General features: G+C 67.1%; 24 protein-coding genes and 1 pseudogene. 23 read left to right on the top strand and 2 right to left on the bottom strand.

Annotated elements, in window-relative coordinates; all coding sequences use genetic code 11:
- The first annotated feature begins 5 nt into the window (after nt 1–5).
- The 11 genes from ACIBVN_RS54770 (at nt 6) to ACIBVN_RS54820 (ending at nt 11,266) form a co-directional block, all read left to right on the top strand.
- On the top strand, nt 6–1,268 hold the full coding sequence (locus ACIBVN_RS54770; RefSeq protein ID WP_397149868.1) for a cytochrome P450: 1,263 nt from the start codon (nt 6–8) through the stop codon (nt 1,266–1,268).
- Nucleotides 1,269–1,318: 50 nt separating this feature from the next.
- The gene (locus ACIBVN_RS54775; RefSeq protein ID WP_397149870.1) at nt 1,319–2,683 is read left to right on the top strand and encodes a cytochrome P450; all 1,365 of its coding nucleotides are present in this window, start codon (nt 1,319–1,321) and stop codon (nt 2,681–2,683) included.
- Between the two features lie 1,028 nt (nt 2,684–3,711).
- Nucleotides 3,712–4,428, top strand: a complete 717-nt coding sequence (locus ACIBVN_RS54780) for a hypothetical protein (protein WP_397149872.1) — start codon at nt 3,712–3,714, stop codon at nt 4,426–4,428.
- 547 nt (nt 4,429–4,975) lie between these two features.
- Nucleotides 4,976–6,214: a helix-turn-helix domain-containing protein gene (locus ACIBVN_RS54785; protein ID WP_397149874.1), complete on the top strand. Its 1,239-nt coding sequence runs from the start codon at nt 4,976–4,978 to the stop codon at nt 6,212–6,214.
- A 552-nt stretch (nt 6,215–6,766) separates the two neighbouring features.
- Nucleotides 6,767–7,597 carry an SAM-dependent methyltransferase gene (locus ACIBVN_RS54790; RefSeq protein ID WP_397149876.1) on the top strand — a complete coding sequence of 277 codons (831 nt, stop codon included), beginning with the start codon at nt 6,767–6,769 and terminating at the stop codon, nt 7,595–7,597.
- The gene (locus tag ACIBVN_RS54795; RefSeq protein ID WP_397149878.1) at nt 7,594–7,926 is read left to right on the top strand and encodes a hypothetical protein; all 333 of its coding nucleotides are present in this window, start codon (nt 7,594–7,596) and stop codon (nt 7,924–7,926) included. The genes ACIBVN_RS54790 and ACIBVN_RS54795 overlap by 4 nt, the downstream gene beginning before the upstream one ends.
- 506 nt (nt 7,927–8,432) lie before the next feature.
- Nucleotides 8,433–8,768, top strand: a complete 336-nt coding sequence (locus tag ACIBVN_RS54800) for a hypothetical protein (protein ID WP_397149880.1) — start codon at nt 8,433–8,435, stop codon at nt 8,766–8,768.
- Between the two features lie 72 nt (nt 8,769–8,840).
- Entirely contained in the window at nt 8,841–9,251 is a 411-nt protein-coding gene (locus ACIBVN_RS54805) for a hypothetical protein (protein WP_397149882.1), read from the top strand.
- Between the two features lie 90 nt (nt 9,252–9,341).
- Nucleotides 9,342–10,142, top strand: a complete 801-nt coding sequence (locus tag ACIBVN_RS54810; protein WP_397149884.1) for a phosphotransferase enzyme family protein — start codon at nt 9,342–9,344, stop codon at nt 10,140–10,142.
- A 185-nt stretch (nt 10,143–10,327) separates the two neighbouring features.
- The gene (locus ACIBVN_RS54815; protein ID WP_397149886.1) at nt 10,328–10,642 is read left to right on the top strand and encodes a hypothetical protein; all 315 of its coding nucleotides are present in this window, start codon (nt 10,328–10,330) and stop codon (nt 10,640–10,642) included.
- A gap of 45 nt (nt 10,643–10,687) precedes the next feature.
- The gene (locus ACIBVN_RS54820; RefSeq protein WP_397149888.1) at nt 10,688–11,266 is read left to right on the top strand and encodes a GNAT family N-acetyltransferase; all 579 of its coding nucleotides are present in this window, start codon (nt 10,688–10,690) and stop codon (nt 11,264–11,266) included.
- Here the strand turns inward: ACIBVN_RS54820 and ACIBVN_RS54825 are convergent.
- Entirely contained in the window at nt 11,256–12,839 is a 1,584-nt protein-coding gene (locus tag ACIBVN_RS54825; RefSeq protein ID WP_397149890.1) for a hypothetical protein, read from the bottom strand. The two genes, ACIBVN_RS54820 and ACIBVN_RS54825, sit on opposite strands and share 11 nt — an antisense overlap.
- 455 nt (nt 12,840–13,294) lie before the next feature.
- Here ACIBVN_RS54825 and ACIBVN_RS54830 point away from each other — a divergent pair, with 455 nt between their 5' ends.
- The 12 genes from ACIBVN_RS54830 (at nt 13,295) to ACIBVN_RS54885 (ending at nt 24,204) form a co-directional block, all read left to right on the top strand.
- Entirely contained in the window at nt 13,295–14,344 is a 1,050-nt protein-coding gene (locus ACIBVN_RS54830; RefSeq protein WP_397149892.1) for a hypothetical protein, read from the top strand.
- Nucleotides 14,341–15,390: a thymidylate synthase gene (locus tag ACIBVN_RS54835; RefSeq protein WP_397149894.1), complete on the top strand. Its 1,050-nt coding sequence runs from the start codon at nt 14,341–14,343 to the stop codon at nt 15,388–15,390. Before ACIBVN_RS54830 ends, ACIBVN_RS54835 begins: the two co-directional genes overlap by 4 nt.
- Nucleotides 15,384–15,977 (top strand): nucleoside-diphosphate kinase, encoded by a 594-nt coding sequence (locus ACIBVN_RS54840; protein WP_397149896.1) that lies wholly within the window; start codon nt 15,384–15,386, stop codon nt 15,975–15,977. The genes ACIBVN_RS54835 and ACIBVN_RS54840 overlap by 7 nt, the downstream gene beginning before the upstream one ends.
- Entirely contained in the window at nt 15,974–17,143 is a 1,170-nt protein-coding gene (locus ACIBVN_RS54845; protein WP_397149898.1) for a hypothetical protein, read from the top strand. The genes ACIBVN_RS54840 and ACIBVN_RS54845 overlap by 4 nt, the downstream gene beginning before the upstream one ends.
- An 8-nt stretch (nt 17,144–17,151) precedes the next feature.
- The gene (locus tag ACIBVN_RS54850; protein ID WP_397149900.1) at nt 17,152–17,757 is read left to right on the top strand and encodes a PolC-type DNA polymerase III; all 606 of its coding nucleotides are present in this window, start codon (nt 17,152–17,154) and stop codon (nt 17,755–17,757) included.
- On the top strand, nt 17,751–18,353 hold the full coding sequence (locus ACIBVN_RS54855; RefSeq protein WP_397149902.1) for a hypothetical protein: 603 nt from the start codon (nt 17,751–17,753) through the stop codon (nt 18,351–18,353). Before ACIBVN_RS54850 ends, ACIBVN_RS54855 begins: the two co-directional genes overlap by 7 nt.
- Nucleotides 18,350–19,135, top strand: a complete 786-nt coding sequence (locus ACIBVN_RS54860) for an aldo/keto reductase (RefSeq protein ID WP_397149904.1) — start codon at nt 18,350–18,352, stop codon at nt 19,133–19,135. Before ACIBVN_RS54855 ends, ACIBVN_RS54860 begins: the two co-directional genes overlap by 4 nt.
- Nucleotides 19,136–19,436: 301 nt before the next feature.
- Complete coding sequence (locus ACIBVN_RS54865; protein WP_397149906.1) at nt 19,437–20,468, top strand: Gfo/Idh/MocA family protein; 1,032 nt, start codon at nt 19,437–19,439, stop codon at nt 20,466–20,468.
- Nucleotides 20,465–21,418 carry an NAD-dependent epimerase/dehydratase family protein gene (locus ACIBVN_RS54870; RefSeq protein ID WP_397149908.1) on the top strand — a complete coding sequence of 318 codons (954 nt, stop codon included), beginning with the start codon at nt 20,465–20,467 and terminating at the stop codon, nt 21,416–21,418. The genes ACIBVN_RS54865 and ACIBVN_RS54870 overlap by 4 nt, the downstream gene beginning before the upstream one ends.
- Nucleotides 21,419–21,426: 8 nt before the next feature.
- Nucleotides 21,427–22,512: a DegT/DnrJ/EryC1/StrS family aminotransferase gene (locus tag ACIBVN_RS54875; RefSeq protein WP_397149910.1), complete on the top strand. Its 1,086-nt coding sequence runs from the start codon at nt 21,427–21,429 to the stop codon at nt 22,510–22,512.
- Entirely contained in the window at nt 22,505–23,116 is a 612-nt protein-coding gene (locus ACIBVN_RS54880) for an acetyltransferase (RefSeq protein ID WP_397149912.1), read from the top strand. The genes ACIBVN_RS54875 and ACIBVN_RS54880 overlap by 8 nt, the downstream gene beginning before the upstream one ends.
- Nucleotides 23,113–24,204, top strand: coding sequence for a DegT/DnrJ/EryC1/StrS family aminotransferase (locus ACIBVN_RS54885; protein WP_397149914.1), 1,092 nt, complete (start codon nt 23,113–23,115; stop codon nt 24,202–24,204). The genes ACIBVN_RS54880 and ACIBVN_RS54885 overlap by 4 nt, the downstream gene beginning before the upstream one ends.
- Before the next feature lie 413 nt (nt 24,205–24,617).
- Here the strand turns inward: ACIBVN_RS54885 and ACIBVN_RS54890 are convergent.
- Nucleotides 24,618–25,442, bottom strand: a pseudogene (locus ACIBVN_RS54890) (transposase); the annotation flags it as partial.
- Between the last annotated feature and the right edge of the window lie 96 nt (nt 25,443–25,538).

The raw sequence follows: 25,538 nt of genomic DNA on the forward strand, positions 1-25,538 counted from the left end.
CACACATGCCTGCCGACCACCTGACTGACCAACCTGCCACCGTCGCCGACCCGAATGCCCGCCTCAGCGCGACCGCTGACCTGATGCCGCTGTCACGTATCACCGCCGCCGCCGACCCAGCCCAGATGTATGAGCGCCTACGCCAGGAGTGGGGGGAAGTGGCCCGCGTGGAGCTGGAACCCGGCGTATGGGCCTGGCTCGTCATGGGATGGCAGGAGATCACCATCATCGCCCGCAACGAGGCCCTGTACTCGCGCGACGCCCGCAACTGGCGCGACCTGCAAGAAGGCATCGTCCCCCCCGACAGCGGACTCGGGCCGATGATGTTCTGGCGTGCCAACGTCATCGGCGCCGACGGTGCCGAACACCGCCGCTTGCGCGCCCCGCTCGACGACCTCGTCACCCGCATCGACCACCGGCGGCTACGCCGCTCCGTCGAAACCATCTGCAACGACCTGATCTCCTCCTTCGCCGAACACGGCCACGCCGACCTGGTCGCCCAGTACGCCGCCATCATCCCCATGCTCGCCGTCGCGTCCCTGTTCGGGATGGACGCCAACAAGGGCTTCGAACTACTGGACGGTCTCATGGCCTTGTTCGGCTCCGGCGATGACTCCCAGGCGGGCAACGCCAGCTTCGAAGACATTCTCGCTGCCGTCATGCACGCCCGCCGCAATGAACCCGCCGACGACCTGACCCACGCTCTGCTCACCCACCCCTCCCTGCGCAACGACGCCGAAGTGCTGCAGTCGATCGTCGTCATGGTCAGCGCCGGCTACGAGACCACCTTGATCTGGATCGCCCAAACCTTGAGACTGATGCTCATCGACCCCCGCCTGGGCGGCCGCGTCAACGGCGGCCGCTTGGGCATCGACGAGGCGCTCGAGCAGGTGCTATGGCGGGACCCACCCATGACGCATATGCCCACCCGCTTCGCCCTGCGCGACACCGAACTCGGCGGCCGGCGCATCCGCGCCGGCGATGCCCTCGTCCTCGGCCTGGCCGCCTCCAACACCGACTCCCGTATTCACTCCAGCGAACCAGTCATGAACCTGGGCAACCGCTCCCACCTGGCGTGGAGCACTGGCCCGCACCAGTGCCCCTCTCGCGATCCAGCCCGCCTCATCGCCCGCACCGCCGTACAGACCGCCTTCACTCGGCTGCCCGGAATGAAGCTCAACATCGACCCCGCCGACATCCCCGTCCGACCCTCTCCCTGGACGCACTGTCCCGCCGTCCTGCCGGTCGTCTTCCCGCCCCCGATCTAATCCCCCGCACCCCCATCCGGAATTGTCCGTCTCACGCGCCGGAGGACCACGTGCCCGCTCACCAACACCCCGAGCCCGCCGCCACACCCGACTTCCACCGAGCCGACACGGCCTCTATCGCTCGGATTGACGCCGCCTTCGCTGATCAGCTGCCTGTCATCACTCTGGACCCCAACGGTGCCGATCATCACGGCGAGGCAGCCCGCCTGCGCACCGCCGGCCCCGTCGTACGTGTCCTGCTCCCCGACGGCATCCCCGCCTGGATGATCACCCGCCAAGACCTGCTTCTCGACCTGCTCAGCAACCCAGACATCAGCAAGGACTGGCGCACCTGGACCTGTGTCCGAAACGGGGACATCCCCGACGACTGGCCCCTGACCGGCATGGTAAAAGTCACCAACATGGTCACCGCGGACGGCGCCGCCCACCAGCGGCTACGCCGCCCAGTAACCCGCACCCTCACCTCGCGCCGCCTCCAACAGATGCGCCCGCGCATCCTTTCCCTCATCAACGACGTCGTCCACGAACTGCCCAGCCATGCCAATGCCGCCGGAGTCGTCGATATACGCCAGCACTTCGCCTACCCCATTCCCATGACCGTGATCTGTGAGCTCGTCGGCGTCCCCGAAAGCGACCGCCCGCACCTGCGCCATCTGGTCGAGAGCATCTTCCGCTCGACGACCCCGCCGCAGGAGGTCATCGAAACCCAGCAGGACATCAATCGCGTTCTTGGCGAGCTCGTCCAACTGCGCCAGAACCAACCTGGCCCAGACCTGACGACCGCACTGATCGCCGTCCGGCGCGACGATCCCGAAGCGCTGACTGACGAGGAACTCGTGGGGACGCTGTGGCTCATGATCGCCGCAGGCCACGAAACCACCCTCAGCCTGCTCCTCAACGCCGTCCGCGCGCTGCTCACCCACCCCGACCAGCTCGCCACGGCACGCGAACGCGCAGCCTTCGATCCGGACAAGACCTGGACCGCCGTCGTCGAAGAAGTCCTGCGCTGGGATGCCCCCATCGGTAACTTCCTGGCCCGCTACCCGCGCATCGACATCACCATCGCCGGGATCACCATCCCGGCCGGGGATGCCATCCTGGCCCCCTACAGTCTCCTCGGCCGCGACCCCAACCAGCACGGCCCCGACGCCGGCGTCTTCGACATCTCCCGCCCGCCCACCCGGCACATGGCCTTTGGCGGCGGCCCTCACGCATGCCCCGGCGCGTCACTGGCCCGAATGGAAGCTACCTTGGCGCTGCCGATCCTGTTCGACCGCTACCCCGACATGGTCCTCGCCCTGCCAGAAAGCGATCTCATCCCAGTTCCTTCCCTGAACTCGAACTCGATCCAGTCCCTGCCCGTGATCTTGACTGGTGATCCGAACGGCCATGCGGAATCCGATGATCAGGCGTGAATGCGGCGAAAAGTCATTAAGCGCCCAGGTGTCAAGGCAGACTCGCCTGTTGTGGTTGAACAGTTCGGCGAGATTTCCAGATCATCAAGCCCCGTGCTCCGCCGACCAGCCGTCGGCGGAGCACGGACCGTCCAACCGCCCGCTAACCCCCGTCACGCGCCCCACGACGGCTCTGATCTCCGCTGCGAGATGGCGTTGGCACCGGCGGCTCAACGGCGAGTGGCTCTGTGGCAACGCGTAGGCCAGACAGGGACGGAGTATGCCGTACTGCTGAGTCGCCAGCTGGATTCGCCCGCCCAGCTGCCGATCACGAAATGCCGCGGACCTCAGCCCATGTCCGAGTTCCAATGCGTTCATGAGAAGATCTACGTGATGACGACAGTGCTGTCTGGCACGGGCCGCCCGAACCGTTACCTCCGTGCGACGGGCAACGCCACATTCTCCATCGCGCGGTTGCGCGCCTGTAAGCGTACCGACCGACCGCCACGCTGCGCGATGCGACTGTGTTGCGAGGAGGAGGGCGATGGCCTCAGCCCTGTCGCTCACCACCGCATGAACAGAAAGCCGTGCGAGGCAACGGTGCCGCGCACTACCGACCCGCTGCGGGGGCCGACACGGGAGGGCGAGCATCCGGCTACGCGCGACACCCATCGTGCTTTCGACCCGAGCACGTGGTAAGCATGTCGCACACGCATAAGGCCGTCCCAGCCCACGGCACGCCAGCAGATGCGTACGGGTGCTTGACCAGCGATGCTCGACGCATTCTCCAGCGAGCGAGCGGCGCTCCGCCACTCGCTGTAGGAGAGCTAACCAGCATTGGCCAGATCGTTGGACTACGACCCCGCCATCGGCGCGGCGATGGCGGCCAAGTACCCGCGGCCGATGTCGACCTCATCGACGCTTTGGATCCCCAGACCTGGCGCACGATAGCCTCCTGGCTGCTGGACAGACACAGCGCCGCCGTACGGCAAGCTCGCCTGCAGAACCTGGCCTCCTTCCGGCGCTGGCTGCGGGACGCGGAGCCGGGCTTGGAATTGCTCGATGCCACAGGGCTGCATCTCGCTGATTACTGTGAGCAGGCACGGACGGGTGCACTCACCATCGGCGTCCGCACGCCCGGCAAGGCGCTCGCGATGGCGACTACGGCAAGGAAATACGCCGTTCTGTCCTCGTTCTACAGCTTCGCCTGGCGATGCGGTGCCCTCTCACGCCACCTCGATGTCGCGCCGGAGGGCCGAACGCTCCGGCGTGATGAACGCCGCCTGCTGCGCCGCGGAGTCTCCCAACTCGCTGACAGCGGCCGCATCATCCAAGCCGTGGCTGTTGCCTTGCTGGAAGCCACCGGCGCCACCGTGGAAGAGCTGGCCGCCTTGACTGATCACAACCTTCACGCCGTGGGGGACGGGGCTGCCAACCTTCCCGTCCTCATCACCGTGCGCGGCCATCAGGGCGACGTCGTCACCTTCCCGATCCCCGCAGCGGTCCGTACGTGGCTGACAGCATTGATCTCCCACCGCCGCGCCGGAGATCCGCTGCTAGAAAGCGAGGCTGGCCGGCGGGTGGACTGTGAGTGGCTAGGCCGCGCTCTCATCGACGCTGCTATCGCTGGCGGCATACCGAGGTCGCGCGCCGAGCTGCTACGCCCGGACATGCTGTACGCCAATTCATGTGCTGACTACGGAAGATCGGCGCCCGCCACCTGTCCTCATGCGCACCCGCAGGGGCCCCATCCAGATCATCACTAGCTCATCCTGCGTGAGGTTGCTTGCGCCCAGCGCCAAGCGCGATGGGGGCGTGGGCGGGATCATCAGCCTCCTGGTCGAGCTCACCTACGCCCAGGCTGCGATCGAGGAGACCTCCAAGTCCTGCCGCCTACGCCGGACGAGGTGTGGTTCCTGCGGATGACTCCGGATCAGCAGGCCGCTCCCTTAGTGGATCGGCGGTTGCGGTGAGGGCGGTGGTCTTCATCGCGTTGTACGGGCTGATCTCCGCGCACGAGGACCAGGCCGACAAGCTCAGCCTCTACCTGGGAAGCGGAGCGTTGCCAGTCGCCTGGTGACGCGCGCAAGGTGGTCGAGTAGTACGACAAGCGGTACGGGCCCGACCAGGCCGAGGACCGACAGCCGCTGGTCCCCTCGCCGCATGCGGGTTCGCGGGCAGAGCGGCCCGGGTGGGTTAGATCTTTCCACCCTTGCGGGTCGGCAGGGGCGGTGGGAGTCGTGCAACCCCTCGCAGAGAACAAGCCCCGCACCGTAGCCTGATGATGTCGAGTCAGCAGGAGGTGCAGGGCCTGTGAGCAACGGTACCAACGAACCCCCAGCCCCGGTACTAACCGTGGGGCAGCGAATCCGCATGGCGCGAAAGCGCAAGGGAATGAGCCAGGAAGTTTTAGCTGGGCTCGTCGGCAAGTCGGTGCCCTGGCTGAAGGCAGTAGAGTCCGGCCGTCTACAGTCGGAGCCCCGACTGTCGATCATCCTGCGTCTGGCCGCAGCCCTCCAGATCGACAATCTCGCGGAGCTCACTGGGGAGCAGCTCCCGAGCGTACGCATGTTCTCTGGTCCGGGGCATCCCGCTCTGGCGTCCGTACGGGCGGCGATCAACGCTACGCCGCTGGTGCCGACCGGCACTGTTCAGCCGTTGAACGTGCTGCGCGCCCGGCTGGATGCTGCGTGGAGAACGCGGCACACCTCCCCGGACCATCGCACCGCGCTCGGCAGGATCCTGCCGGACCTTCTTCGGGACACGCAGCTGGCGGCCACTATGTACCACGGGGCTGATCGGCGCCGTGCGAAAGCTCTGCTGGCCGAGGTCTACGGCTTGAGCCAGATGTTCATCGCCTACCAGCCGGCGGCGGATCTGCTGTGGCGTGTCGCGGAGCGTTCGCTCCTGGCCGCGCAGGAGTCGGAGGATCCGTTGGCGTTGTCGTGTGCGGTGTGGTTCCTGGCGCAGGCTCATCGGGACAGCGGCGACTTCGAGGCGGCCCGGGAGATCAACGAGCAGGGAATGGCGGCCATTCAGCCGCACCTGGACGAAGCAGGAGTGGACCTTCTGGCGATGTGGGGGGCGCTGTGTTTCGAGCTTTCCTTTACTGCCGCTCGGCTCGGCGACGCCGCCGAAGCGTGGGTGCAGTGGGAGGAAGCACAGCGGGTGGCGGAGCGGCTGCCGAAGGACTACTACCAGCCATGGACGTCCTTCAGCCGCGTGATCATGAAGCCCCACGCGGTGACGGTGGCGGTGGAGCTTCACCAGGGCGGCGAATCTGCACGGCAAGCAGACAACGCCGAGAGCGTCCCCATCCCCTCGAGGCCACGGCGCGGCCGCCATCTCATCGAGGTCGCTCGGGCGCACCACCTTCAGCGCGACCACGATGCCGTGCTGGGAACGCTTCAGCTGGCGCAGCAGACCGCGCCAGAGACGATCCGTTACAACGGATTCGCCCGGCGGATGGCATGGGAGCTGTTCGAGTCGGGACCCTCGTACCTGCGCGCTCAGGCGCATCAGCTTGTAGACCAAATCGGCCTAATGGCCTGACCGAAAGTAAGGGATACAGTTTGTATCCCTTACTTTGCAAGTAGCGCCCTACGGTCGGGTGCATGACACCTGACCAGGCGATATGCCTCCTGCGCACCGCGCTCGCCGTCCATGGTGTCAACACCCGTGATGACGACGTACGAATGCGCCGAGAGTCCCATTCCAGCTTGAAACTCAACGAAAAGCTCACCGTTTGGTGCGGTCCGGAGCAATTTCGCTGGTTTCTCCCATTAGTGGCGGAATGGCAGTGGCATCCCATTGACGACCCAGAGGGTGCTGCGCGAGCCCTGAGCGCACTGCTCGCGTCCACCTCCGGTTCGGACGTCCACCCATCACGCCCACTGACCAGAGGCGTCCGCCGCCACGCCTGCGGCCCAGTGTCACCTCTCCCACCGCCTAAGACAATCCCACGAGGCCACCGATGACCCCGGCTCTCGGCGCAGCCACGCACCTCCGGCGGCCGCAGCTCGCGCAGCGACGGCGAGTCCCGGGAAAACCGCCTCGCTCGCACTCGAACCCCAACCCGACCCCTCCCCTGAAGGTCTCAACCTTATGGACTCCCGCAGCGCAACCCCGGTGACCTCGACCGGCCCAGGAATCCCCGGCGATGCCCCATCGATCGCCCGTGTCTACGACGCCGCGACCAAGGGGAAGGACAACCGGGCCAGCGATCGGGACGTGGTCAAGGCGATGACGGAGATTGCCCCGGAGCTCCCGGAGGCAGCCCGCGAGAACCTGGAGTTCGTCCCCCGCGCCGTTGAGGCAGCCTCCAAGCTGGGCGTCACGCAATGGCTGAACCTCGGCTGCGGTCTGCCGCAGGTAGGTGAGGAAACCACGCTGGAGACGGCCCGCCGCATTCACCCGGGCGCCCGGGTGGCGTACGTGGACAACGATCCCTCCGTCGCCGTCTTCGGGCGGGCGCTGCTCGCGGTGGAGGGCGCGATGGCGTTGGAGGCGGACGCGCGGGACGTGGATACGGTGCTTGCACACGTTCGCGGTCTCCTTGACCTTGGCCAGCGTGTGGGGATCGTGGCCACGGCGCTGGCGCACTTCTGGCCGGACGAGCAGAAGCCGGGCGAGATCCTGCGCCGGTACATGGCAGCGTTTCCCGGCGGTTACCTCGTGTTCAGCCACGCCCGGAGCGACCTCCTGACCGCTGACGAGCTCGACCGGCTTCTCACCGCGTACAAGCGTGCCGCTGACATCTACCCGCGCCCGCTCACCACGATCCGAAGCATGTTCCTCGATGGTCTGCCTCTGCTGGAGCCTGGCCTTGTGGAGGCGTCGACGTGGCGGCCCGCCGACCCGTTCCGGCGCGATGTCGGCAGAGCCCATTTCGTCGCCGCGGTGGCCGCCTTTGGCTCGTGCGCGGAGGCGGCATGAGGCACCGGCGCAGCGGCGTGGCGTCCGGCCAGTACGCCGACACCAGGGACGAGTACCCCGACGACGAGATGGGCGCCCGGTGGGCTGCCGAGCTGCAGAAGGAGTACGGCGTGGCCGTGTTGGTGCTTTGGGAGGTCGCGGGCAAGCACCTGACCGCGTTTTACAAGGGCCCGACGCCGCAAGGCATCTTCGTCAAGGGTCGTACCCCGCGGGACCTGCGACAGCGCGTGTCCGCGAGGCTCGGCGAGTTGCAGCTGGCCAGGTCGGTCCACGTGCAGTACCCCATCGTCAGTGAGATGCTTCCCGGCCTCCAGCGGGGGCGCGGGTGACAAGACGAGACGCGGCCAGGCAGGCGGCCCCGCGCGCAGGCGGGAACGTCATGCCGCGTCTTGGCGTGGCCGGTCCCGGACGGCTCGTCCATGGCAGGCCCCGCACTCCGGCGCGGACCCAAGTCCAGAATCCGAGTACCCGTCGTGGTCCGCGCCGCCTACAACTCGCAGTCCCACGGTGGAGCCCCTGGCCGCCGTGGGCTGCGAGCTCCACCGCCCGGCCGTCATCCCTTATATGCGCCGCACCCCCTGGCGCGGCCGGGACCGAGGGAGGCGGATCTAGGCGGCCGTCTGGCCGCCTCCCTCACACCCTCTGGGCGTGTGACGCCCGGACCTCGCACGCGAAGGGCCTGACATGGACGCCGGTATCGCATGCGCTGCCGTCTTCACCTTCTACAGCCTCAGGAAGGGCCAGCGCCCGCCGCCCGCCGAGGACGGCGCGGATCACTCGCCCGTTACTGCTCACCCCACGGCAGAACACAGTGAGACCCGGGCGGAGAGAGCAGATGATGGCCAGAGCCCGCCAGCCGCAGACGGTTGAGCCGGAGCAGAAAGAGCAGGAGGAGCCCGCATTCGAGTGGACGCCGTACAGGCCGACCGGCAGCCAGCTGCGGGTCTCACACACCTCGTGCTGCGGCCAGTACGAGTGGGCGTCCGAGGGCGGCCGCTTCTTCGTGCTCCGCTCCACCAACGACGGCTACGAGGAGACCGGCCGTGGCCTCTACAAGCAGGCCATGGAGGTCTATATCGCGCTGGCCGAGCATCACCGCGACAAGCATCTACGTCACAGGGAAAGGTCAGAGCCCGACTCCTTCCTCATGGGAAGGGGACGGCGCGGCTAACCCGCGCAGCAGCCCAGCACCGGCCACCATCGACCCGTTGCCCATCACAACCAAGACGAGGGGATCCAACCTGTGACCACCGACAACGATGTCCAGGACGCAGCCGCGTTGCGTGACGCCATGACCACCGCCGTGGCGGCCAAATGCGCGGAGTGGGGCTTCCCGCTCCCCGTACGGGTCGAGGCCGCGTTCCGTACGGTTCCCCGGCACCTATTCGCCCCCCAGGTGGCGCCGGACAAGGCATATGCGCTGGACATCGTCGAGGTCAAGCGCGGCGAGCACGGCGTGCTGACCTCCACGATGTCCGCGCCCGAGATCCAGGCCATGCAACTCGTGCAGGCCGACATCAGCCCGGGGATGCGCGTGCTGGAAATCGGCTCAGGCGGTTACTTCGCGTCCCTGCTGTCGGAGCTGGTTGGCCCGACCGGTCAGGTAACGACCATGGACATCTTCTCTGTCAAGTCCAGCGTGTTGAACTTCTGAATATCAGTCCTCGCGGCCCAGTGCCGTGTGCGGACCGGTTCTCCCGAACAGAACCAGACGGCGCGACCCAATGTGGTGGACTACTAGACCATGAAGATCACGCCTCAGCTCAGCATGCTGTGGGAGTCAGCTGACCCCGAAGAAGCTCTTAGCCAGCGTTTTGGCTTCGCCGATGCTGTTTCCGCGGCCGGCTGGGTGGGTGACACCCTCTGGGACACCTGGGCCATCACGGTTGATGACTGCGAGCGCCTGGTCATCAGTGCCGGAAACCTGCTGGCGTGGATCACGGCCGATGACATACGTCTCATCGCGAAATGGTCCGTTGACTCAAAGCTGTTCCAGCGCCTGGCCGATACGGCAACCCTTACCATGTGGCTTCACCGCTGCGGCATCCCTGTTGCTGCTCCGATTCCGGCAAGAGACGGGCGCCTTCGAGTAGAGCTGGATGACGTTTCGCTCGGCGTCTTTCCCGTCATCGGCGGCGATCTTCTCGATGTAGGAGATCCGGCGCAGGTCATCGAGGCGGGCCGGATGCTGGCGACGCTCCACGAAGCGATGGCTGCCTACCCCCACCACATCGGCGGCGGCCCGTCGGCCCGGCATGAGCAGCTCGTCCACAATGACTTCCGGTCCGCCAACCTCCTTCATGACGGGACGAGCATCACGGCAGTCCTCGACTTCGAGGAGGTGACGTACCGCTCAGGGGTGTCGGACCTGGCCAAAGCGACAGCGCTGCTCGGAACTCGCTTCCACGACTGGGAGCCGACGAGCCAGCTCGTCCGGGAAGCGTTCGTCGGGGCATACTGCGATCAGGCTCCGCTGACTAATGCCGAACAGAGCCAACTGCAGAGCGGCATCGAAGCCGTCATGAAGCATTTCGGCTGGGCATAGACGGCGCACCGGGGACATCGGAGCCACTCGTCGTGCTCGAACCAAGATGACAGGACCGCGCCTCCCGGGCAGTCCGGGTGGTGCAGTCGGAGGCATCTTGACCTGCTGCCGACGATCGCGCCGGGTGCCTGCGGCCGCTCACGGGTGGCGGCTGCAGGCGGATTCGCCGTCTGTTCCGGGCGCGGGTGACCGGGGATGGCCCGGAGTCGCGGGCCTGGAGCCGCCAGTTCTTCCCGGAGTTTCCGGTTCTCCATCTGGGCCTGGTGAAGGGCTCCGACGAGCGCTTCGTTGTCGATCTTGAGCTTCCTGAGTTCTTCGGCCTCCGCGTCCCGCAGTTTGCTGAGTCTGGCGAGCCGCCGCTCGAGCCTCAGTTCGCTTTCGGGGACGGCCTTCCGGCTCCTGATTTCGTCGTAGAAGGCGTTCTTGAGGTCGACGTGCCGCTGGGTGAGGGCGTTGCGCGGGCCCTGGGCTTCCTGGGCGAGCGGCTAGCTGGAAGTTAGTCGACGCCCCGGCAAGTACGGTAATAGGGACGAGGAGGGATACGCATGCCCGCCAGCCACACAGGCGACTTCCTGATCACCAGCACGTCCGGCGCGGCCGCGCTGCCTTTCGCCACTGTGACAGCGGATTTGTTCCAGCAGGTATTCAGGCAGCCGCCGTTCAGCGTGAACGAAGCCACCCTTGCCCGTCAACGGAAGTACTTTCCGCAGCTAACCAACCGGCCAGGGTTCCGGCTGACGCTCGCCCAGACCGCCGACACCTATCTCGGCTTCGGCTACGGCTACCTGCTGCCGTCCGACAGCCGCTGGTGGTCAAACATCGTCGAACCTCTCGATGAGGACTTCGTACAGGAGACCGGCGGGCGCACGTTCGCGATCATTGACTACGGGGTCCTTCCACGCTGGCGCGGTTGCGGCATCGGCCGCGCCATCCACGATGAGCTGCTGGCGGGGTCGGGCGCCGCTCGAGCGACTCTGGCGGTGCGTCCATCAGCGGTCGAAACACAGGCGATCTACCGCCGCTGGGGATGGAGGAAGATCGGCCACGAGATCATGGAGCCGCCCGCGCCCGCGCCCGAGTTCGATGTCCTCGTGCTGAACCAGATGCCGGGCATCACACGCTGAGCCGGTGAGCCGACAGCCGCTCATCCAGCTCCGCGACTGCCTTGGTATCCCCCCACCTACTGAGCATCTTGCGCATGTCCGTCACTGCGGCGCCCAGTCGCGGCGAGGTGTTCAGCTGAGCGAGATCGGCAGCCCAGCCGATCTGCGCGCACGCCGCCTCGATGTCGCGTCCCTTCTTGAGCTGCATCAGCGCTCGTGCCAGGTCCAACCGGGCGAAGGCCACGTTGCGGGTGAAACGCGGATCCAGCCCGCCAACTGCCTGCTCGGCCAGCAGCAGCGCCCGGGCCGCGTTATTGAGATCCAGCAGGCACAATGTCCGGGTCGAGATGTGCAGGCCCTGGTCGTAGAAGTGCAGCAGCCGCGCGCCCGGATCATCGGCCTGCGCGCGGGTCAGGTCACGGTGGGCTTGGTCGAGATACTGCATGCATCGCGCCTGGTCATGGCTGAGGTTGCCTCGGCCGGTGTGGCGCACCACCGCGGCGTACGCGCGGGCGGCGACATCGCATGCGTACGACGTCAGAAGGGTGCTGCTGGCTCTTTGCCCCCACGTCATCGCTGCCGTCGCGTACTCGACGCCGTCACGGGCCTCGCCGCGCCAGATGGCCAGCTGGGCGCGGTTGGCCGCGACGAACGACGCCATGGCGTCGTCGCCGGCCTCGTGCGCAGCGCGCCGGGCCTGCTCGTAGTAATGGCCAGCGCCATCGCCGTCGGCCAGATTGAACATCATCCAGCCGAGGGATCGGCAGATGTTGGCGTGCACCGTCAGCAAGCGAGGCAGCACGTTCGCCCGGGCGCCGTTCAGCAGCGACTGCACGAGCTGATACTGGGCCAACACGGTGTTCAGCGCGGCTTTGGGGCCGAGGGTGTCCTCCTGGCGGCGGGCGTGATGGAGGATCGCCTCGATGTGCCCGATGGTGGCGTCATCGACGCGGTGTGGGGAGGCGGCGGCCAGGTGCAGCCGGTCGAGGTCGTCGGAGGTCATCGGCGGGAGCGACGCGTACGCCGCGGCGGCGGCCGCGCCGAGTAGAGCCAGCATCTGCCGCCGTTTCACGTCCGTCGTCGCCCATCCAGCCAGCGCCTGCATGACCTCCCCGAACTTCGCGTCGCGCGTGTGCGCGGGCGTGGGCTGGTGAAGGTGGGGCAATTCGGCGACGAGCATGACCACATCGGCCGGTGGCAGCGCGGCCGAGGACGGATACGGCGGGGGAGCGGGGGCCGTGGCCGGCAGGTGGGCGTTGTCATCGGAGTCTCGATGATCGGCGGCGTCGGGGATGAGGTCGCCGGCGCGGCAGCGATAGATGCGGGCCAGCCGGTTCAATGCCTCGAGCGGCGGCTCTTTGCCGCTCGGGCCGGGCCATGCCTCCCAGGAAGCAAGTCGGCGCACCGGAAGGCACTCGTTGGGCCACAGGGCATCCCATTCCCGCGTGACGTGCTCTTGCGTGTACCCGTGCGCCAGCCGAAACGCCTGCAGAGCGTTGAGTGTCCACCGCGCTTGGAAGGCCGCGGCGATCTCGCCCCATGTGCATCCCTGCTGTCGCAGGTTGGCGGACAGGTCCGCCATTGCCTGTTTCACGCTACGCGCTGTACGGGGCATCGCCGCGTCCCTGTCATGTCGGACGGCACCCGTCTCGTGACAGTACCCAAGGCGCGGTGCCGTCAAAGGCGAGTGGCAGAAACCGGCGCTGCGAGCGCCGGTTTCTGCCGTTGGATGCACCCATAATGGCCGTTCCGGGTTGCCCGCCGTACAGGAAACGGCGCTGCGAGTGTATGTTCTTCGCCGCCTCCGTCCAGTTTGCTAGAAGCGCATAGATCGTCACGCTCCGTTTCTGGGGCAAGCGGGTGCCTCGCGGAGGAAGGCCCATGGTGTTCGGACTGCGATTGACCTATCGATCAGCAGGCAGCGTCTGCTTTCGAGCGTGGGCGCTGACCGCATCCGCCAGCCACATTGGGCCCTCACCCGGCGGAGGCGGCGCGCCCTGCGTGCTCATCCCCGTGCCCCTTCTCCTGACCAGCGAAAGGCGGTAAAGCGTGAGGATCGGCTACAGCTTCTGGGGGTTCATCGGCCCCGGCATCGTTGACACGCCTGATGGTGGCAGGTTCTGGCGCCGCACGATCATCGAGGAGTTCTTGGCGCGCGGTCACGACGTGGTGCTGCTCCAGAAAGACCGCGACAAGCTCGAGGCCGGCACCGCATTTTCCTACCAGTGGGATGACGGGTTTCCTGACGTTGACATGCTGTTTTTCGAGTGGCGATGGCCTCTGCCAGGGCGCAACACCACCTCCTGCGGTACACCAGGTCACACCTGTGATCTGCATCGCCAGGCTGAACTGCTGGACCACTACACCCACACCCGTCGAACGCCGACCGTGCTGTGGGACACCGACCGTCAGATCCCCGCTTCGGAGCCACTGCGCGCGCTTTCGCACGTGCTGGTCTGCGACCCGGGCCTGCGGCCGTCGCCGCCCGCTCCCGTGCTCACCACCATGATTCCTGACGCGCTGATCGACGCGGCCGATCCTGGGCGGCTCGCAGGCGCTGAACGGCCGTTGACGTTGGCCTATGTCGGCAACCAGTACGACCGTGATGACGCCTTCGAGGCGTTCTTCGCCCCCGCGGCCGCTCATGTGGCGCATCGGGTGGCTGGCAAGTGGACGCGCACCACGAGCTGGCCGCACGTCAACTTCACTGGGCGGTGCGCGTTCGGCGAGGTCGGTGGCATCTACCAAAGCGCGCTCGCCACGGTGTTGCTGCTGCCCGAGCGATACGCGTCGACCGGCGCGATCAGCCAGCGGCTGGGTGAGTCGGTCCTGGCCGGCTGTCTGCCGCTCACCCCCACCACGCTCGTTGGGGCCGCAGACCTCACCCCCGAGCTCTTGCACGTAGAAGACGGCGAGCAGGTCCTGAAGCGCTTGGCCTGGCTACGTGACATCCAGGGCAGCCCCGAACACGCTGACCTGATCGCCGACTGTCTGACCCATCTGGAGCCGTTGCGCCATTCCTGCCAGATCGACGTGCTGGAGCAGTACATGACCACCCTGACCGGCTGCGCAGCCCCTGCCAAAGGAGCCTGTCCTTGAGCCTTCCGTCCCCCTCGATGAGCCCGCCGACGTTCGCGACGTTCCACGACGCCTACCTCGCCGTCCTGCGGCAGGTCCTCACTCAGCCGCAGTACACCACCAGCTCGCGCGGCAACCGCTCCAGCGAACTGCTCAACGTTTCCTTCACCCTGTCCGATCCGCGCAACCGCACCCCTTACCTCGCCGCCCGCAAAGCGAACATCGTCTTCAACTACGCCGAGGCCTTGTGGTATCTGGCTGGCCGTGACGACCTGGACATGATCGCGTACTACGCTCCCGGGCTGCGCGACCTCTCCTCTGACGGGGTGCACCTGACCGGTACCGCCTACGGGCCGCGCCTGTTCGCCCCGCCGGGCGCCAGCCAGTGGGATCGGGTCATAGAGTTGTTGAGCCGCGATCGCGATAGCAAACGCGCCGTGATGCCGATCATGCGGGTCGGCGAGCTGACCGATCTGGCCAACCCGGACGTCGCATGCACGCTGGCGTTGCAGTTCGTCATTCGGGAGGACCGCTTGCACACGATCGCGTTCATGCGCGGCAACGACGTCATGCTCGGCCTGCTGTGCGATGTGTTCTCCTTTACGCTGATCGCCGAGTACACCGCGGTGACACTCGGGGTGGAGTTGGGCACCTACACCCACCATGCGTCCTCGATGCACCTCAATGACCCCGACGTTCCGCGCGCCACCGCGATCCTTGCCGAGGCCGCCGAAGCAGTCACGCCCGCGGCCCCACCGCCGCAGCCGATGCCCTCAGACACCACCCGCCAGACCCTCGAGCGCGTCTTGGGATGGGAGCAGCAGCTGCGCCTCAACCAGCGCCCGCTGGACCTGACGGTCAGCGACGCCGCGCAGCTCGGCCCGTACTGGCAGCAGGTGCTCGTGCTGCTGGAGACCTATCGGCAGATCGTCCACACCCCCCACGCGCCGATCGCCCCGGCCACGCTGGCGGCGCTGTCGGACCCGCACCGGTGGCTGGTGGCCTGCCGGTGGCCCAACCGGCTTCCCCAGACGGCCGCCGCGACCGCTGGGGCGTCACCATGGTGAAACGACCGGCGCTGCCCACACCCGGCTCCGCACCCGAACCCGATCCCGGAGCCGTCGCGGCGCCGTCGCGGGCCGAGGGCGTGCAGTGGGATCGATGGTCGGTGATCCTGCTCAAACCCGACTGCGTCCAGCGCGGCCTCGTCGACGACGTGCTCGCCTGCCTGGGTGAGCACGTGGAGATCCGCGGCCGCCAAGAGGCCACCGTCACCGAAGAGCAGATCTTCGCCCACTACGACGACATGCTCGCGCCGCAGGTGTCGACTGAATTCGGCCTGGACGTCGCCGCCGATCTGCGCCGGTTGTTCGTCGGCCGGCAGGTGTGCGTGGCCCTCGGCCACGGCCCTGCGGCGCCCGCGCGGTTGCGTGAGCTGATCGGGCCCACCGATCCCAGCCTGGCCGGTGCGGCCACCATCCGCGGCCGGTTCGGCATCGACAGCCTGACCATCGCCCGTTCCGAAGGCAGGCTCATCGACAACCTGATTCACACCTCCGACAACGCCGCTGTCGTGGAGCGAGACTTCGGCATCTGGTACGGCCCCAGCATGCGGCACCTGCTCACCCCCACCGCCGATAGGAGCACCACATGACCGCACCTGCCCGTGCCCGGCGCGCTCTGCCGCTCCTGACGCCCACGCAGATCGCGAACCTCAAGCCCGAACTCGCCGACGTCATCGAGTACCGCAAATCTGGCCTGTCGCTTAACCACGTGGTGGGATGCCCGATCGACTGCGGCTACTGCGTACGCCACCTGTTTGCGAACTGGGAGATGAAGACGCCCCGCGCGTTGATGAGCGACGAAGCCGCCGTTGAACTGCTCACCAGCCACCGCTACTTCCAGCCGCACACGACACCGATCCAGCTGTTCAACCGGGCCACCGACCCCATGCTGCCGGTCGTCAAACCTCACACCTTCAACGTGCTGCGGCTCCTGGATGAGCGCGGCCTGACCAACCACGTCCTGGTCATCACCCGCTGGAGAGTCAACTCCGAGGACTGCGCCATCCTCAACAGCTTCCGCAACATCAAACTCACCATCCTGGTGACCCACTCCGGCATCGACCATCCCGACATCGAGCCGGTGGACTCCGCTATCGCCGCAGCCAGCCTCCGCACCCTGTATGAGCACGCCGGCCGGTACCGCACCGTCTTGTACTGGCGCCCGATCGTGCCTGGCCTTAACGACTCCGACGAGCACATCCAGCGAGCGCTCGAACTGTCGCAGCACGCGCATGCCACGGTCTTCACCGGCCTGTTCTTCCGGCAGGAGATCGCCGACTACTACCGCGACCACGGCCTGCCCGAACCATACGACGACACCGCCCGCCGCAAGATCATGCCTGAGAAATCCGAGCAACGGATCCTGCGGGCGTTCCACCGTCCCGCCGACCACCAGCTCCCGTGGGGGCCACTGTTCCGTAAGACGAGCTGCGGTGTCGCCTACGCCCACGGCGAGGCCGACTACAACGGCCACTACGGTATCCGGGAGCTGTGCGACATCTGCCCCCTCGCCCAGCTCGACCTGTGCCGCGACGCCTGGAAGGCCCCCGACCTCGCTCTCGTCACCAGCCAAGCCCGCGCCCTAGGCGCGGTCGGCGAGGTGGAGATCAACGAACGCGCCATCATAGTTGAGGGCCTGAACGAGCCGCCGCGCTACTTCCTGCAACACACCCACGGCTACCAAGTTCATGACCGCAGCAAGCCCCACCACTACCGCCGGCACGGCCGAGCAGACATCGGCTGGCCGACCGCCTAGGAGACACTGTGGACTTCGGCACCTGGCCGCGCCTGTTCGTCGTCGATGTGGAAGGCAACGGGGCCAACCCGCCCGACCTCGTGGAGTTCGCCGCCATCCCCATCGAAGCAGGCCGGCCAGTTCCTCAATCGGGGTGCTCCACGCTGATCCGACCCCCGCGACCTATCAGCGCGTTCGCCACAGGCGTTCACCACATCACCAACCACGCCGTAGATGGCGCTCCCCGCTGGGAGTCGATCGCCCAGGCGGTTCAGGAAGACCTCCAAGGGGCGTGGATCGCCGCCCACAACGCTCGCGTGGACTACAACGTGCTGCGCCGTCACCTGCCAGATTGGCAGCCGGCCGGGGTCATCGACACTCTCCGGTTGGCCCGCACGACCTATCCCGCAGCCCCCGGTCACAGTCTCGATGCGCTTCTGGCCTATACCGCCATCCCCCTGACCGGCATTAGCGGTCAACGCCACCGGGCAGCATTCGACGCCCACGCCACCGCGTTGCTCCTGCTCAACCTCGCCGGTCACTATCCCACCTGGGAAGCCCTCGCCACAGTGGCCATTCCCCCGGGCATGCCCGGCCACGCCGCCCCTGACCATGAGGAACAAACCCTATGGTGACTACCCCCATTCACGTTGGCATCGCCGGAACCCACGGCACGAACACCACTACCCTGGCTCGCCGCATCGAGATGGAGCTACGCGGCGCAGGCCTGACCGTGGCACGCATCAGCGGTCTCGCCAAGCAAGCCGCTGAGCGTGGATTTCCCAAGATGACACGACACACCGCCGACTCCACCGAATGGATCATCACCTACGGAGCCGCGCCCGCCCTGCAAGCGGAGCTGACAGCTGAAGTTGTCATCATCGACGGCACCGCCCACAACGCCTTGGCCTACTACCTCGCCGCTGTGCAGCACCGCGCCCAGCAGCCCACACCCGATGACCTCGACCACCTGACCACCCTCGCCCGACTCCACACCCGCCGTCAGACGCTGATCATGGCAACCGTCTTAGACCCCGCCGCCCCGTTCGACGCCCACCACGGCAAAGACCCCGACTACCCCGATGCCGCTTTCCGAGCGGCCGTCGATCAGCAACTCCACCACCTCCTCAAAGACCAGCGCCCCGACTACCTCGCCGTCTCCCCGCTCGAACACACTCCAGCAGTCGCAGCCGCCGTCACCACCGTCATGGAAAGCCTGGACACGCCATGAACGCCCCCGCACCTGGCGGTGCCATCACTATCGCCAGCAAGCGCATCTCCCGCCTCGGCTTGGGCACCATGCGCCTGACCGGCCCCGGCACCTGGGGCACGCCCAACGACACCACGAACGCCATCACGGTGCTCCGTCAGGCGATGACGATGGGCATCACCCATCTCGACACCGCCGACGCCTACGGCCCCCACACCGTCGAAGACCTCATCCGGCAAGCCCTGCACCCCTACCCCGACAACCTCCTGCTGGCCACCAAGGTCGGGATGATCCGCCCCGGTCCGAACATGTGGAAACCACTCGGCAGGCCGGACTATCTGCGCGCCGCCACCGAAGCCTCCCTGCGGCGCCTGGCCGTCGATCGCATCGACCTGTGCTACCTGCACCGGGTAGACCCCACGATCCCGCTGGCCGACCAGATCGGAGCACTCGCCGACCTCCAAACCGAAGGAAAGATCGCAGCCATCGGCCTGTCCAAGGTCACCCCCGAGCACATCAGACAAGCCTGCGAAGTCACCTCCATCGCCGCCGTACAAAACTGCCTCAACCTCGATGAGCCCGACGATCCAGCCCTGGCTTACTGCGCGGACAACAACATCCCATACGTGCCGTACCGGCCACTGAACGCAGGCCGGCTCGCCGCCACCGCTGGAGTCGAAAAGTCCCTGAGCTGGCTTCTGGACCTCGGCGAACACGTCGCCCCGATCCCCGCCACCAGCAACCCGCAACACCTGAGCGCCTTGGTGCAGGCCGCCAGCCAGCACCTCCCACGCGCTCATTGACCGCGCCGCGCGAGCGGAGGTCGCCGAAAAGGGTCGCCTGGCGTTGACCACCCTGTTGCCGCCGCTCGACGGTCGCCTACGCCCGTGACCAGATCACGCCGCGAGGCTTGGCCCGCCCACCCGGGATCGAGCCTGCGTCGGTGTGGTGGTTCAGCCGCCGTGCTCTGGTGAGCGTCCAGGCCGAGGACGGCCCGCGTCGTCGATCTGGCCGCCTGGCCGCCCCTGACCCGCCTGCCGCCGTCGCTTGTGCCGCGGCGAGGCGGTGCTCACCGTGTCATCGTCTCTTCCGGAGGAAACACCCATGATCGGCCTGGCTGTCATCGGCGCCGGCTACTGGGGGCCCAACCTGGTGCGCAACGCCCAAGCCACGCCCGCGCTGCACCTGCGGTGGCTGTGCGATCTCAACGAGAGCCGGGCGCGCTCGGTCCTCGGGCCGTATTCAACGGTCAAGGTCAGCACCTGCTACGAGCAGGTCCTGGCCGATCCGGCTGTGGCCGCGGTGGCGATCGCCACCCCCGCGGCGACCCACTTCGACCTCGTGCGGGCCGCGCTGGACGCGGGCAAGCATGTCCTGGTCGAAAAGCCGCTCACCTGCTCCTACGCCGACGGGGTGAAACTGGTGCAGGCGGCGCAGAGAGCCGGGCTGGTCCTGATGTGCGACCACACGTTCTGCTACACCCCGGCCGTGCAGAAGATCCGTGACCTGATCTCCGCAGGAGAGATCGGCGATCTGTGCTTTTTCGACTCGGTGCGCGTCAACCTCGGGCTCATCCAGCCCGATGTGAACGTGCTGTGGGATCTGGCGCCGCACGACGCCGCGATCCTCGACTTCATCCTGCCCGCCGACGTCAGACCGGTCGCGGTCACCGCGCACGGCACCGACCCGCTGAGCACCGGGCGAGCGTGCGTGGCCTACCTATCGATGTGGCTGTCTTCCGGAGTGCTGGCCCACGTGCACGTTAACTGGCTCAGCCCGACCAAGATCCGCACTGTGGTTATCGGCGGATCACGGCGCACGATCGTATGGGACGACCTCAACCCGGCCCACCGGCTAACCATCTACGACCGTGGCGTGGACCAGGCCGCCGACCCCGATGAACGCCGGCAGGCGCTCATCTCCTACCGGCTGGGCGACGCTCTCCTGCCTGCCCTGCCGGAGAGCGAAGCGCTGGGCACGGTGATGACAGAGTTCGCCGCCGCGATCAACAACGGCCGTGCGCCGCGTACTGATGGCCGCGCCGGACTTCGCGTACTAGCAGTGCTGGAAGCCGCCGCCCAGAGCATGGCGCTGGGCGGGGCCCGTATCGACATTCCGAACGGAGTCGCTCCATGATCGCTGGGAGTCGTTGCCTCGTCACAGGAGGGGCTGGAACAATCGGTTCGACGGTCGTCGACCATTTGCTGGACGCGGGCGCGGACCAGGTGATCGTGGTGGACAACTTCACCCGTGGTACGCGTGCCAACCTCGCCGCCGCGCTGACGCACCCGGCCGTGAGACTCCTTGATGGCGACATCTGCGACAGCGCGCTCGTGGACAAGGCGAGCCAAGGGGTCGACGTCGTCTTCCACCTGGCCGCCCTACGTATCACCCAGTGCGCCGAGCAACCGCGCCTGGCCCACCAGGTGCTGGTGGACGGCACGTTCAACGTGGTCGAGGCGGCCGCGGCCGTCAACGCGAAGGTGGTGCTGTCCTCCTCCGCCTCGGTGTACGGGATGGCCGAAATCTTCCCCACCCCGGAGACGCACCACCCGTACCACAACGACACCATCTACGGTGCGGCCAAGGCCTACAACGAGGGCCTGCTGCGCAGCTACCACACCATGTATGGCCTGGACTACGTGGCGCTGCGTTACTTCAACGTCTATGGCCCTCGCATGGACGTTCACGGCCGATACACCGAGGTGCTCGTCCGCTGGATCGAACGCATCGCAGCCGGCCAGCCGCCGCTGATCCTTGGCGACGGGCAGCAGACGATGGACTTCGTCTACACCGACGACATCGCCCGCGCCAACGTGCTCGCGGCCGAGGCGCCGGTCACCAACCAGGTCATCAACATCGGGTCCGGCACCGAGACCAGCCTGCGCGCGCTGGCCGAGTTGCTCCTACGGGTCATGAACGCCCAACATCTCGGGGTGGAGTGCGGCCCACCCCGGCCAGTCAACGGCATCTCGCGGCGGTTGGCCGATGTCGGCAAGGCGGCCGACCTGCTCGGCTGGCACCCCCGCATCGGACTCGAAGACGGCCTGCGGAACCTGGTGGACTGGTGGACAGCCAGCCGATGATCCCCGTCATGAAACCCTGGCTCGACCAGCAAGAGGCAGACGCCGCCGCAGCGGCGGTGCTATCCGGCTGGGTCGCCCAGGGCCCCCGCGTACGCGAGTTTGAACAGGCCTTCGCTGACTACATCGGTGTCCCACACGCCATCGCGGTGTCCTCCTGCACCGCTGCCCTGCATCTGTGCCTGATCGCTGCCGGCATCGCCCAAGGGGATGAGGTGGTGGTGCCGTCGCTGTCGTTCATCGCGACCGCCAACGCGGTCCGCCACGCCGGAGCGCGGCCGATCTTCGCTGACGTCGACCCCGTCACGCTCAACCTCACCCCGGACACAGTTGCCGCGGTGGTCACCACGCGGACCAAGGCCGTCATTGTCGTGGATCAAGCAGGGATACCGTGCGACCTCGACGCCTTCACCCCTCTCGGCTTCACCGTGATCGAGGACGCTGCCTGCGCCGCAGGCTCCACCTACAAGGGCCGGCCGGTCGGCGCTGGCGCACGCTTGGCTGCCTACTCCTTCCACCCGCGCAAGCTCCTCACTACCGGCGAGGGCGGCATGATCACCACCGATGATCCTGATCTCGCCGCCCGGCTTCGGCGGTTGCGCGAGCACGCCATGAGCATCAGCGCCGCCGAGCGGCACACAGTGGCCCAGCCCGTCCTCGAACGGTACCTGGAGACCGGCTACAACTACCGCATGACCGACGTGCAGGCAGCGATCGGGCTGGTCCAGCTCGACAAACTCCCGGCCATGGTCCAGCAGCGACGCCTCCTGGCCGCCCGCTACCGGCGTGCCTTTCCCACGCTGCCCACAGCCCAAGATCCGCCATACGGCACGACCAACTACCAGTCGTTGTGGGTCAGGCTCGACCACGTCGACCAGGAGCACGCGCTGAAGGTCTTGGCAAGGCGCGGCATAGCAGCCCGGCGCGGCATCATGGCCAGCCATCTGGAGCCCGCCTACGCCGGACACCGCCGCGCGCCGCTCCCCATCACTGAACAAGCCACCCGGCGCACGCTCATCCTGCCGCTGTTCCACCAGATGACCCAGCAGGAGCAAAACATGGTGATCGCGGCCGTACAGGAGGTGGCAGATGGCTGAGGTGCGGCCGCAACTGATCATCATCGGATCGGGAGGGCTGGCGAGGGAGATCGCTCAAGCCTTCCCCTCAGCAGGACACGTGGACGACGACCCAGGCAAGCACGGACACCTCGTGGACGGTCTGCCCGTGCTCGGCGGCCCCGAGGCAATTCCACCAGGCGCACACGTCGTCGTCGGCGTCGGCGACCCGGCAGCCCGCGCCGCACTGGTCACCCGCCTGCCCCATGCCTGTTTCGCGACCCTCCTTCACCCCACCGCGTTTGTCTCCGCCACCTGCCATGTGGGGCGCGGCAGCGTCCTGCTGTCGTCCGTCGTGCTCACCGCCGCGGTGACGATCGGATCTCACGTGATGGTCATGCCGCAGGTCGCCCTCACCCATGACAACGTGATCGGCGACTTCGTCACCATCGCGGCCGGTGTTCGGCTGGCTGGCGGCGTCCAGGTGGATCCCGGCGCCTACCTCGGTCAAGGTGCGCTTGTGCGCCAGGGCCTGCGCATCGGAGCCAGAGCTGTCATCGGCATGGGGGCGGTTGTGACGCGCAATGTGCCGCCAGGCCAGACATGGGCAGGCAACCCCGCCCGACCCCTGGAGAGCAAACCATGACAGTTACCGTTCCGCTGATCGACCTGGCCGCCGCTCACGCCGAGATCGCCGAGGAGGTCCACGACGGGTTCGAGCGAGTCATCGCCAATGCGGCATTCATCCACGGCGCCGAAGTGACAGCCTTCGAGGAAGAGTACGCCGCGTTCTGCGCCACAGCCCACTGTGTGAGCCTGGCCAACGGCACCGACGCCGTGGAACTCGCACTACGCGCCATCGGCATCGGCCCCGGCTCCCAAGTCGTACTGCCGGCCAACACCTTCACCGCTACCGCTGGCGCGGTGATGCGCATCGGAGCCCAGCCGGTGCCATGCGATGTCACCCCCGACTCGCTCCTCATCGACCCCGCAGCCATCCCGCCCTGGGCAGACGCGATCATCGCCGTCCACTTATACGGCAGGCCAGCGCCCATGCAGGCCATTCTGGCGGCCGCAGGCGACATCCCCGTTGTCGAAGACGCCGCTCAGTTCCACAGCGCCGCCCCAACCATCCGCGGCACGGTCGCTGCGACCAGCTTCTACCCTGGCAAGAACCTCGGTGCCTACGGCGACGCAGGAGCCATCATCACCGACAATCCGGAGCTTGCCCGGCATGTCCGCCTCCTGGCCAATCACGGCAGTGAACGGAAGTACGAACACCTCATGCCCGGGTTCAACTCTCGGTTGGACACCCTCCAGGCCGTTGTTCTGCGGGCAAAGCTACGCCGTCTCAACGCCGCCAATCAGGCCCGCCGCGCAGCCGCTGGACGCTACAACGAGCTGCTGGCTGGACTACCGATTAGGCTGCCGGAAATCACCCCCCAAGACGTGTGGCACCAGTACGTCATTCGAGTCCACGAACGGGATGCGGTGGCCGCTGGCTTGGACAAGTTGGGGGTCCAGACCGGCGTCCACTACCCGAAGCCCATCCATCTGCTGCCTGCCTACGCCCACCTCGGCTATGGCCCAGGCGACTTCCCCGTGGCCGAAGCGGCCGCCACCCAAGTTTTGTCCCTGCCCATGCATCCACACCTCACTGAGGAGCAGCAGCGTTACGTGGCCGACGCTCTGCACAGGGTTCTATGGACGGCGCACGCCTACCGCAGTCGTTGATGCGCACGACCCTCGCAAGACCCATGTGCGGAGACCGAACGACTCCCGTAAGCGGTCATCAGCTTGGCTACCCCGCAGCGACGGCGGGCCAGCAGTGGCGCTTTCGGGACGCGTGGGCATCCGGGTCCGTCGCTTCCCGCGGGTCGTTCGGCCCCACACGTGTTCACATTCGGCCCGAGACCGGAACCGCGGCCCCGGCGATGTTGCTGTTGGTGGCTGAGCCGTAAGGGAGCCGCTTTCAAGCGGCGGCTCCATAGCTCTGCTGACCGGCAACCCCACTGCAACGCGACTCAGCACGGCCGAACAGAAAACGCAACGCGACCTGCTGCGACGCCTCGTGCACGAGGAATGACCTCGATGGGGGACTGTAAGAACAACGGCTCTGGCTCACTTTCGGTGGTGACGGTACGTGGCTAGCCGAGCAGGATGCGGTGGCGAAGGAGAGCGAACCCAGCGCGGCCGTACATCTGCCGTTTGAGGAGCTTGGTCTTGGTGTTGACGCCTTCGGTACCGCCGTTGTGGAACGGCAGGCTGAGCGCGGCGTCCACTGCGGCGCGGTCGTTGGCCAGGCCGCGGGTGAAGGCATGCACGTGCGGCAGGTCGACTTGTCGTGCGAGCTCTATCCAGGCGGCCAGCAGCCGGTCGTTACCGTCCTTCGGGTCGAGGAGGGCGGCGAAGTCCCGGATGAGGCCGCTCAGCATGGTCATCTCACCGCAGGCGCCGATGGCGGCATCGAGCCGTTCCCGCTGGGCGTCGGTCAGTGTGCCTGGTTCACTGAGGAGCAGGCCGGCCAGTCGCTTCGGCGAGATCGCGAGCTGGTCGCACTCGACTCTGCCTTGGTTAATGTACCGGTACAGCAGGTTCTGGCTGCCGGTATAGCCGAGCTCCTTGATCTCGGCGAGCAACTGCTGAACCGAGACGGCGGGCTCTTCGGCGCGGCGGCGCCGCAGGTGATCACGGAACGGATCGACGAGCGTAGGCCGGTACTTCGGGACCCGGACGAGCCGCTCGGGCTCAGCGATGCGGGCATACCGCTTGACGGTGTTCAACGCCAGACCGAGACGGCGGGCACATTCCAGCAGCCCAACGCCCTGGTCGAGCAGAGCATGGACCTGCCGCCACCGATCGCGAGTGGTGGCGGCCCGCACCCCCTCTCTTGGCGGCGGGCCGCTCTTGCCCCAGCAAACCGAGTGCGCGGCGACCTCCTTCACCACGGCTTCAGCCAGGTTGTGCCAGATAGTACTGGTGGGCCGCTGACGAGGTGCCTGCTGAGCAGGTCCTGTTCCAGCGGCCCCCAGCCCGAACGACGCATGCGACTTATCACCGCACGTCGC

Source organism: Nonomuraea sp. NPDC049400 (assembly GCF_044466425.1).
In the GTDB taxonomy this organism is placed as follows: Bacteria; Actinomycetota; Actinomycetes; order Streptosporangiales; family Streptosporangiaceae; genus Nonomuraea.

Bases quoted from the DNA above. Each gene is read 5' to 3' on its own strand.
- ACIBVN_RS54770 (WP_397149868.1), top strand. From the start codon at position 6: ATGCCTGCCGACCACCTGACTGACCAACCTGCCACCGTCGCCGACCCG.
- ACIBVN_RS54790 (WP_397149876.1), top strand. From the start codon at position 6,767: ATGGACTCCCGCAGCGCAACCCCGGTGACCTCGACCGGCCCAGGAATC.
- ACIBVN_RS54795 (WP_397149878.1), top strand. From the start codon at position 7,594: ATGAGGCACCGGCGCAGCGGCGTGGCGTCCGGCCAGTACGCCGACACC.
- ACIBVN_RS54800 (WP_397149880.1), top strand. From the start codon at position 8,433: ATGATGGCCAGAGCCCGCCAGCCGCAGACGGTTGAGCCGGAGCAGAAA.
- ACIBVN_RS54810 (WP_397149884.1), top strand. From the start codon at position 9,342: ATGAAGATCACGCCTCAGCTCAGCATGCTGTGGGAGTCAGCTGACCCC.
- ACIBVN_RS54820 (WP_397149888.1), top strand. From the start codon at position 10,688: ATGCCCGCCAGCCACACAGGCGACTTCCTGATCACCAGCACGTCCGGC.
- ACIBVN_RS54840 (WP_397149896.1), top strand. From the start codon at position 15,384: ATGGTGAAACGACCGGCGCTGCCCACACCCGGCTCCGCACCCGAACCC.
- ACIBVN_RS54845 (WP_397149898.1), top strand. From the start codon at position 15,974: ATGACCGCACCTGCCCGTGCCCGGCGCGCTCTGCCGCTCCTGACGCCC.
- ACIBVN_RS54855 (WP_397149902.1), top strand. From the start codon at position 17,751: ATGGTGACTACCCCCATTCACGTTGGCATCGCCGGAACCCACGGCACG.
- ACIBVN_RS54860 (WP_397149904.1), top strand. From the start codon at position 18,350: ATGAACGCCCCCGCACCTGGCGGTGCCATCACTATCGCCAGCAAGCGC.
- ACIBVN_RS54865 (WP_397149906.1), top strand. From the start codon at position 19,437: ATGATCGGCCTGGCTGTCATCGGCGCCGGCTACTGGGGGCCCAACCTG.
- ACIBVN_RS54870 (WP_397149908.1), top strand. From the start codon at position 20,465: ATGATCGCTGGGAGTCGTTGCCTCGTCACAGGAGGGGCTGGAACAATC.
- ACIBVN_RS54875 (WP_397149910.1), top strand. From the start codon at position 21,427: ATGAAACCCTGGCTCGACCAGCAAGAGGCAGACGCCGCCGCAGCGGCG.
- ACIBVN_RS54880 (WP_397149912.1), top strand. From the start codon at position 22,505: ATGGCTGAGGTGCGGCCGCAACTGATCATCATCGGATCGGGAGGGCTG.
- ACIBVN_RS54885 (WP_397149914.1), top strand. From the start codon at position 23,113: ATGACAGTTACCGTTCCGCTGATCGACCTGGCCGCCGCTCACGCCGAG.